Source organism: Pseudocolwellia agarivorans, from assembly GCF_002000085.1.
Lineage (GTDB): Bacteria > Pseudomonadota > Gammaproteobacteria > Enterobacterales > Alteromonadaceae > Pseudocolwellia > Pseudocolwellia agarivorans.
In genome coordinates, this window is sequence record NZ_MUZU01000019.1 from 46,023 (window position 1) to 52,581 (window position 6,559).

6 protein-coding genes are annotated in these 6,559 nt (G+C 35.8%); 5 read left to right on the plus strand and 1 reads right to left on the minus strand.

All coding sequences use genetic code 11. The features are described 5' to 3' along the window. Window positions 1–30 precede the first annotated feature (30 nt). A complete protein-coding gene (bioA, locus tag B0X80_RS19150) occupies window positions 31–1,332 on the minus strand; it encodes an adenosylmethionine--8-amino-7-oxononanoate transaminase (RefSeq protein WP_077343232.1) in 1,302 nt (433 codons plus the stop codon). A 142-nt stretch (window positions 1,333–1,474) separates the two neighbouring features. Between bioA and bioB the strand changes: the two genes are divergently transcribed. The 5 genes from bioB to B0X80_RS19175 all read left to right on the plus strand — a co-directional run bounded on the left by bioB (window position 1,475) and on the right by B0X80_RS19175 (window position 6,025). Next, window positions 1,475–2,557, plus strand: coding sequence for a biotin synthase BioB (gene bioB / locus B0X80_RS19155; RefSeq protein ID WP_077343234.1), 1,083 nt, complete (start codon window positions 1,475–1,477; stop codon window positions 2,555–2,557). A 16-nt stretch (window positions 2,558–2,573) separates the two neighbouring features. Then, window positions 2,574–3,713: an aminotransferase class I/II-fold pyridoxal phosphate-dependent enzyme gene (locus B0X80_RS19160; RefSeq protein ID WP_077343236.1), complete on the plus strand. Its 1,140-nt coding sequence runs from the start codon at window positions 2,574–2,576 to the stop codon at window positions 3,711–3,713. Beyond that, the gene (gene bioC, locus B0X80_RS19165; protein ID WP_077343238.1) at window positions 3,713–4,498 is read left to right on the plus strand and encodes a malonyl-ACP O-methyltransferase BioC; all 786 of its coding nucleotides are present in this window, start codon (window positions 3,713–3,715) and stop codon (window positions 4,496–4,498) included. The genes B0X80_RS19160 and bioC overlap by 1 nt, the downstream gene beginning before the upstream one ends. After that, window positions 4,491–5,162 carry a dethiobiotin synthase gene (bioD, locus tag B0X80_RS19170; protein ID WP_077343240.1) on the plus strand — a complete coding sequence of 224 codons (672 nt, stop codon included), beginning with the start codon at window positions 4,491–4,493 and terminating at the stop codon, window positions 5,160–5,162. Before bioC ends, bioD begins: the two co-directional genes overlap by 8 nt. Before the next feature lie 389 nt (window positions 5,163–5,551). Then, the gene (locus tag B0X80_RS19175) at window positions 5,552–6,025 is read left to right on the plus strand and encodes a hypothetical protein (protein ID WP_077343242.1); all 474 of its coding nucleotides are present in this window, start codon (window positions 5,552–5,554) and stop codon (window positions 6,023–6,025) included. Window positions 6,026–6,559 lie beyond the last annotated feature (534 nt).

The window sequence follows — 6,559 nt, forward strand, 5'->3', positions numbered from 1 at the left end:
CATTATGTTATTGGTTTTTAATTTAATTCATTATGACGAAAAACAATCGTCTTCATTCAATACAGTTTTTATCGCATCAATAATTGTTTGTAAATTTTCATGAGTAGAGATTAACGGCGGCATAATATAAATAAGTTTACCAAAAGGGCGTATCCATACACCTAATTCAACAAAGCGCTTTTGAATTACCGCCATATTTACCGAAGACTTTGTTTCTACAACGCCTATTCCTCCTAACACACGCGTATCTTGTACACGGTTATTAGTATTTAAAGGGACAAGATGTTGTTTAAGGTAACTTTCTATACGTGTAATACTTGCTTTCCAATCACTACTTTCTAATAAACCAATACTTGCATTAGCGACTGCACATGCCAGAGGATTTCCCATAAAAGTAGGGCCGTGCATAAAACAACCCGCCTCGCTATTGCTAATACCTTCAGCAATTTCGTTAGTACAAAGCGTTGCTGCTAGCGTGATATAACCACCCGTTAAGGTTTTACCTAAGCACATAATGTCAGGGGTAATATTTGCCCACTCACAAGCAAACAGTTTACCTGTTCGGCCTAAACCAGTTGCTATTTCGTCAGCAATCAAAAGTACATTGTATTGATCACATAACTTTCTACAGGCTTTAAGGTATTCAGGATGATAAAAGCGCATACCACCAGTACCTTGCACTATAGGCTCTATTATAAAGGCCGCAATATCATCGTGATGTTTTTTGAATAGCTCTGTTAATTCAGCGACATCTTTTTCGTTCCATTGCTCATCAATCATAATAGTTGGGGCAGGGGCAAAGTATTGTTTAGCTAATGCCTCGCTGTATATATGATGCATACCTGTTGTAGGGTCTGATACAGACATGGTGGCAAAGGTATCTCCGTGATAACCATTTTTTACCGTAAGCATTTTATTTTTAGTGGGTTTACCTTTTGAGCCCCAATATTGAATTGCCATTTTCATAGCAACCTCTACTGAAACAGATCCACTGTCAGACAAAAATACTTTATTTAATCCTTTAGGGGTAATACGCACAAGCTTTTTACATAACTCAACAGCAGGTTTATGGGTTAAACCGCCAAACATAACATGCGACATGTTTTTACTTTGTTCAATCAAAGCTTCATTAAGAACAGGGTGATTGTACCCATGTAGCACCGACCACCACGAAGACATACCATCAACCAACTGCTCACCTGAAGCTAAATTAATGTGTACACCATTAGCCGATTCAACCATAAAGCTTGGGAGTGGGTTAGTCATTGACGTATAGGGATGCCAAATATGTTCGCGATCAAACGCCAAATCATCTGTATATAAATTAGACATATGTTAACTTAATTCTCGTTGCTATGTTTACAAGTAAATTTTGATGGTAGACTACGCGTAAATAAATGTAGATGCAATATGCTCTATCGCGTCTATGTCACCTCATTATCACTGTTTATTATTAACAAGAAAAAGGTAGCTTATGTCTGTACAGCTTAATTCGTTGAATATGTTAAAAGAGTCTGACCAGGTGGTTCGTCACGATTGGACCAAAGAAGAAGTACAGGCTTTATTTGATATGCCTTTTAATGACTTAATGTTTGAAGCGCAAACGGTTCATCGTAAAAACTTCAACGCAAACGAAGTGCAAGTAAGTACGTTATTATCAATTAAAACAGGTGCTTGCCCAGAAGATTGTAAATACTGTTCGCAAAGTGCTCGTTACAAAACAGATATTGATAAAGAAAGATTAATGGCTGTTGAAAAAGTATTAGAAGCTGCTGAAAAAGCTAAACAACAAGGTTCAACCCGTTTTTGCATGGGTGCGGCATGGAGAAATCCAAAAGAGCGTGATATGCCATTAGTTGTTGAAATGGTTAAAGGCGTTAAAGCGATGGGTTTAGAAACCTGTATGACGTTAGGTATGTTATCTGAAGATCAAGCAGACGAGTTACAAACTGCTGGCCTAGATTACTACAATCATAACTTAGATACCTCGCCAGAGCATTACAACCAAATTATAACTACCCGTACTTACCAAGATCGTTTAGATACTTTAGGCAATGTGCGTAAAGCCGGTATGAAAGTATGTAGTGGCGGAATAGTTGGCCTTGGTGAAGATGCGAAAGACCGTATTTCATTACTTATTCAATTAGCTAACCTTTCTCCACAACCTGAAAGTGTGCCAATTAATATGTTAGTTAAAGTTGAAGGTACACCATTGGCAGACGTTGATGATTTAGACCATTTCGACTTTATTCGTTGTATAGCTGTTGCGCGTATTATTATGCCGAAAAGCCATGTGCGTTTATCTGCTGGTCGTTCAGAAATGAATGAACAAATGCAAGCCATGTGCTTCTTAGCCGGTGCAAACTCAATTTTTTACGGTTGTAAACTCTTAACGGCAGATAACCCAGAAACTAATGCTGATGTTGCCTTGTTCAAAAAACTAGGTATAAACACCGAAACGATCGATAGCATTACTGAAGAAGAACAAGTGTTGAAAGTGAAAACTGCAGTTGTTAATCAACAAAACAGCGACAAATTTTACAACGCTGCTAATTAACTGAGTTGTATTTATTTTGTCCTTTGATTTTATTCAGCAAAAATTAACGCAACAACGTGAACACGCTTTGTACCGAACAACAAAGTGTGTTGAGTCACAGACTGCGCGAGAAGTTAAAATAGAGGGTAAAACCTATCTAAATTTTTCATCTAACGATTATTTAGGATTGAATAACCACGCTGAAATTAACAAAGCGATGCAAGAGGGTGCTGATAAATTTGGTACCTGTGCAAGTGCTTCTAGCTTAATTACTGGGTATCACTATGCGCATCAATCTCTTGAAAACGATATATGCACATGGTTAAACAAACCAAAATGTTTATTATTTTCAAGTGGATTTGCCGCAAACCAAGGTGTTTTAGATGCCTTAGGTGAGAAAAACACCAACTATTGGTTAGACAAATTAAGTCATGCATCGTTAATTGACGGAGCATTAGCTTCTAAAGCACGCACTAAACGTTTTTTGCATAACGATATGCTACAACTTGATACATTGCTAAGCTCGTCATCTGATAAAGATAATATTATCGTTTCAGAAGGCGTATTTAGTATGGACGGCGATCAAGCTAATTTACGTTCTATTAGCGAACTCGCTAATAAGCACAAAGCGTTAACCTATATAGATGACGCACATAGTATAGGTGTAAAAGGGCTTTTAGGTGAAGGGAGTTTAAGCCAAGCACCTTTAGATATGGTAATGGCAACCTTTGGAAAAGCACTGGCTACCAGCGGAGCTTTTGTTGTTTGCAATAACGATATTTACGAATATTTAGTTAATTTTTCTAGGCACTACATATATTCAACAGCAATATCGCCCGCAGTTGCTTGGGCAACAAAATCTAGTATAAAACTGGCTCAAAAAGAGCATTGGCGACGAGAAAAAATAACAGAACTTAGTCATTTATTGTCTACAGAATTAAATGATGATATTGAATTAATAAAAACTGAATCCTCTATACATGCCATTGTTTTAGGTTCAGCAGATAAAACATTAAGCACGAGTGAAAAACTGAAAGAAAATGGAATTTGGGTTACTGCAATTCGTCCACCAACGGTTGCGAATAATAGCTCTAGGTTACGTGTTACTATAACAGCATCTCATAATGCAAATGATGTCAAACACTTAGCAAGTAGTATAAACAAGGCGTATTTTTAATGGTTAATACCCACATTAGGGTCAACATTGCTCGTTCATTTAGTTCAGCAACCCATTCTTACGACATATCTGCACGCTTACAGCGTTATACAGGTAAGCATTTAATGTCTAAATTACCTAATAGAACCGATTTGAACATTGTTGATTTAGGGTGCGGAACCGGTTTTTTCACCAATATACTTGCCAGTAAATATCAACAAGTTATTGGTGTAGACCTCTCTAAAAAAATGCTCAATTTTGCAGAAGCAAGGTCAACTCATGACATTCAATGGATTGAAGCTGATGCATACAAACTTCCTTTTGAGAATAATAGTATTGACGTTATCTATTCTAATTTGATGATCCAATGGTGTAACCCGTTAAGTGACCTATTAGTTGAAATTACACGTGTATTAAAACCCGGTGGATTATTTATTTTTAGCACTTTGGTTGATGGTACTTTACATGAACTTAAATCATCTTGGAAACAAGTAGACGACGATAAACATGTTATTGATTTTAAAAAAGAAGAAACATTAATACAAACGTTTGAAGATTCACCTTTTAAATTATTAGAAAACGACGTTAAAGATATCGTTTTAGAATATGAGAATGTGCTTCACCTAGCTCGTGAGTTAAAAGGTCTTGGCGCTAACCATGTTCCTAATAAAACTAAAAAAGGGTTAGCAGGAAAAGACAAGTGGAAAAAAATGACTAAACGCTATCAAGACTTTCAAGAGCCTAGTGGCGTTTATCCTGCCACTTATTGTGCATTTTCAGGCATTGCGGTTAAATTGAATGTCTAATCTTTTTATTACGGCTACAGACACAGATGCCGGTAAAACATTTGTTGCCACCGCTTTAGTTAAAGCGTTAACCAATATAGGTAAAACAGTCGCTGTTTATAAACCTATTTCAGCAGGCTGCGATATTATTGAAGGTAAATTAGTAAACGAAGACGCCTTTTTACTACAGCAAGTTGCTAATAGTGATCAATCAATTACGGTTATTAATCCTATCGCTTTTAAAGAGCCAATTGCTCCTCATATTGCGGCACAAAAATCAGGTACAGGTATTACAGTCAGTAATGTAATAGAACATTATAAAAATGTAACCTCACTAAAAGCAGATATAACAATTACTGAAGGAGCGGGTGGTTGGCGATTACCTTTAGGTGATGGGCAGTTTTTATCTGATTTTGTTAAGCAATCAAATCAACAAGTTATTTTAGTGGTTAATATGAAGCTAGGTTGCCTAAACCATGCGGTATTAACGTATGAATCTATTTTAGCTGATGGCCTTGAATGTGTCGGCTGGGTTGCTAACGCATTTGAAGGGATGAATTATTTAGAAGAAAACATAACGGAACTTTCTTCTTTATTAAAGGTTCCTATGCTTGCTCATTTAGGTAACGAAAAAACTGTTGAAGATGCTGCTGATAAATTTAACTTATCGGTATTACCACTTTAGTTTTAAATTTGATCTGTAAATAATCTGCAACTTTATTTTATTGAAATAATAGCTAGTTTACCTTTCGTACACTGTAAATAATTAAACCACTTTTCATTACTTTGTCATCTACTATCAGAACATTATTTTTTATACAAACAAAAAATAATGTTTATACCGCTACACTAACACTGTATTTATATACAGATCTGTGTATTTCTCGCTTTCTACAACAAAGCAGGTTTTTTTCCTCCTTTCACGCAGCTGCTAGCATAGGTAAAAAAGTTATATTGTTGATATTTCGATTAAAGTGACTTAATCTAGATTTTTAAAGTTGTTTGTAAATGTTTTGTGGAAAGCAGGGTTTTTGCAAACTAATAAGCTGTTAGGCAAAAAAGGATCTACGTAATATGAGTAAATATAGTGAATTAGCAGATTTGGCAGTTAAAAATATCGAGCTTTCTTATAGTTATGAAGAAAGCTCGCTTAAGTTAGCTCATGTTTTTTCTGGAGAGCTAAGAGAGTACTTAGGGGCTCCAAATGATACTGTTTATTTAGTCCAGTTGAATGAAAATTTAAACGGTGTGGTGAATACTGTAAAGAGACCGAATGTAATTGCTAAGGTAGACGGTAAATGTTACATCGGCTTGAAAATGCACTTCAAAAGTTCAGAATCTCGTTATTTTGGAGGCATGGTATTAGAAGTAGGTATTCAATATGGTAGTCCAATTTCTACTTTTCATGTTCTTGGAAAAACATTTAATATTGATGAGAATAGTGAAAACCCTTATTTAGCGCTGTGTGAATATGTCTATGCAGGAATTGAAAAAGAATATAGTACAGAAGTTAATGCTCCTAAAAATGGAATTGGTTTTATTCGATAATTTTGCCTAACAAGTTGCTTAAACGGAATAAAAACAGTTGGCCATCGCTTCGCGATTATAGCCAACCATTTTTATCCGCTTAGCAAGGCGTTATATGCACTCAAATAGTATGGTTGGTTTAGCTAAAAATGTTTTTATCAAAGGTGCTTTTGTAAACGCTGCTACGAGTTTCGCTATTATCGTTATTCAATAGTCACTAATAAGCTTTGTTGTTTTTATTACTACGTAATGTAACAAAGCTATTATTTCGTTCTGGTATTTGTGGGTAGCTCAATTTATAGTGCGTTTATTACTACCGTCTTTTACTTCTAACTTTTGTATTTAAGTTCAGTTTTATCAGGCATATAACAAGCAATTCAACGGGACTTTTACAGCTGGCTGTGCTCGTTCCTCGCAATTTTAGCCAGCAATAAAAGCCCATTAATTGGGCGTTATATTTTCAGGGAGGAATGGGGTTGAGGATAGTTTTGTTACTTTATTTTGTATCCTTTTTCAGTAGCGCTATGTCATGTCATATCACTGATAAGCAATTTG

Excerpts from the sequence above, each read along its gene's own strand:
- bioA (WP_077343232.1), bottom strand. The coding sequence starts at position 1,332 with ATGTCTAATTTATATACAGATGATTTGGCGTTTGATCGCGAACATATT.
- bioB (WP_077343234.1), top strand. The coding sequence starts at position 1,475 with ATGTCTGTACAGCTTAATTCGTTGAATATGTTAAAAGAGTCTGACCAG.
- bioC (WP_077343238.1), top strand. The coding sequence starts at position 3,713 with ATGGTTAATACCCACATTAGGGTCAACATTGCTCGTTCATTTAGTTCA.
- bioD (WP_077343240.1), top strand. The coding sequence starts at position 4,491 with ATGTCTAATCTTTTTATTACGGCTACAGACACAGATGCCGGTAAAACA.
- B0X80_RS19175 (WP_077343242.1), top strand. The coding sequence starts at position 5,552 with ATGAGTAAATATAGTGAATTAGCAGATTTGGCAGTTAAAAATATCGAG.